Raw genomic sequence first — 2218 nt, 5'->3', positions numbered from 1 at the left:
GGACGTACCCGGGAGCCCGCGAACCCGGCCTGCGCACCCGGCACCGCCACCGTGACATCGGCGCCGGAGGCCAGCGTCGCCCAGCCCCCGCCGGTGGTCGGGTCGCGGACGACGGCGAGGTGCGGCAGTCCCGTGTCCCGGTGCGCGGCGAGGGCCCGGGCGATCCGGTGCAGCTGGGACAGCGCCCGCATGCCCTCCTGCATCCGGCTGCCGCCCGTGGCCACGAGTGAGACGACGGGAGTGGACCGCCGCCGGGCCTCGGCGAACGCGTGCTGTAACCGCAGACCCGTCCGCTCGCCGATGGAACCACCGAGATGGGCGAACTCGAAGGCGACGAGCACGGTGTCCACCCCGCCCACCCGGCCGGTGCCGCAGACCACGGACTCCTCCTCCCCGCTGCGGCGTGCGGCGTCCGCGCGTTGGAGGTCGTAGCCGCGCCACCCGATCGGGCCATCCGGTGCGGAGGGTGCCGAGGGTTCGGGTGGGGACAGTTCGGTGACGTCGTCGGCGACCGTGGTGAGCAACCCGCGTGCGGTGTCACTCATGCAGCGCCTTCTTCAGGATCTTGCCCATGTCGTTGCGGGGGAGGGCGTCGAGGTAGCGCACCACCCGGGGACGCTTGTGTGCCGACAGGGCGCGGGTGACGTGGTCGGCCAGCTCCTCCTCACCGGGACGGGCGCCGTCGGGCACCACCCAGGCGACGATGCGCTCGCCCAGGTCGGGGTCGGGCTCCCCGGTGACGGCGACCTCGGCGACGTTCGGGTGTTCGAGGAGCGCGTTCTCGATCTCCCCCGCGCCGATCCGGTAACCGCCGCTCTTGATGAGGTCCGTCGACTTCCGGCCGACGGGGCGGAGGTGGCCGTCCGCGTCGCGGGTGGCCATGTCCCCCGTGCGGAACCATCCGTCGTGGAACGCCTCGGCGGTGGCGTCGGGGCGGTTGAGATATCCGGTGAACAGGTTCGGGCCCCGGACCTCGACCTCCCCGACGGTCTCGCCGTCGTGGACGTCGAGCGGGTTGTCCGCCTCGTCCACCAGCCGCAGCGACACGTCGCGCAGCGGCGTGCCGACGGTGCCGGGACGGTGCGCACCGTCCGGGCGCACGCTGGTGTTCATCAGGGTCTCGGTCATGCCGTACCGTTCGACGACCCGTCGGCCGGTGGCGGCCATGATGCGCCGGTGGTCGTACACGGGCAGCGGCGCGGACCCGGAGACGAGCAGCCGCGCCCGCCGCAACGCGTCGACCAGGGCAGTGTCGTGGTCCAGCTCGGTCGCGAGGCGGTGGTACATCGTGGGCACCCCGAACAGCATCGTCGCGGGCCCCGCCAGTTCCCGGGCGACGGCACCGGTCGTGAAGCGACCGAGGTGGTGCACGGTGCCGCCCCTGCGCAGCGGTCCGAGGATGCCGAGGACGAGGCCGTGTACGTGGAACAGGGGCAGCCCGTGCACCAGGACGTCGTCGGCGGTCCAGCCCCAGGCGTCGGCCAGTGCGTCCAGCGAGCTCGCGATCGCACGGCGCGGGATCAGCACGCCCTTGGGCGGTCCGGTGGTGCCGGAGGTGTAGATGACGAACGCCGGGGCCTCCGGGTCGGGTTCGTCCTCGGGCGGGGTCGGCTGCGCCGGTGGGGTCGTGCCGGTCGGCGGGAGGGCGACGTCGATCCGTGGCAGGTGGTGCAGTGCGGAGGGGAGCTCCGCGCCGGGTTCGGCGAGCAGGAGGACCGGGGTGCTGTCGGCGACGATGTGGTCGAGTTCACGCGTGCCGCTTCCCGGGTTGATCGGCACGACGGGCACCCCGGCGAGGAGGGCGGCGACGGTGGCGACGGCCGTCTCCGGACCGGGTGTGGCCCACACGGCCACCCGTGTGGTCCGGGGGTCGCCGGACGTCGGGCGGAGGCGCCGGGCCAGGACCCCGGCGACGGTGGCGAGCTCGGCGTAGGTCAACGTCCGGTCACCGAACCGGAGCGCAGTCTTGTCCTGGGCATCGTGCAGGTCCGGCAGGAGCACGGTCACCGGTCACCTCGCGGGTTCTCGTGTCGTGGCGTGTGCGGTCGTGACGGGGGTGGCAGGTGTCGTGGCGTGTGCGGTCGTGACGGGGGTGGCAGGTGTCGTGGCGGGCGTGCGGTGTCTGCGGGCGGGCCGCGGTACGACGTCCGGCCCGGCCACCGTTACCGGCCCGTAGGCGTCTGTGTCCATCATGCCGCCCGCCGCCGCCCGGCGCCGA

2 protein-coding genes are annotated in these 2218 nt (G+C 73.9%); both read right to left on the bottom strand.

Going from position 1 to position 2218, the window contains the following annotated elements; all coding sequences use genetic code 11:
* Positions 1-545: carboxyl transferase domain-containing protein (locus tag SACHA_RS0102710; protein WP_019807020.1), on the bottom strand; the 545-nt coding region annotated here is incomplete at its 3' end.
* A complete protein-coding gene (locus SACHA_RS0102705; protein ID WP_019807018.1) occupies positions 538-2007 on the bottom strand; it encodes an acyl-CoA synthetase in 1470 nt (489 codons plus the stop codon). The genes SACHA_RS0102710 and SACHA_RS0102705, both read right to left, overlap by 8 nt.
* Positions 2008-2218 lie beyond the last annotated feature (211 nt).

The sequence above is a fragment of the Saccharomonospora halophila 8 genome (assembly GCF_000383775.1).
GTDB classification, from domain to species: Bacteria; Actinomycetota; Actinomycetes; order Mycobacteriales; family Pseudonocardiaceae; genus Saccharomonospora; species Saccharomonospora halophila.
The sequence above is the reverse complement of the archived record's forward strand: the minus strand, read 5'-3'. Positions and strand labels throughout refer to the sequence as shown.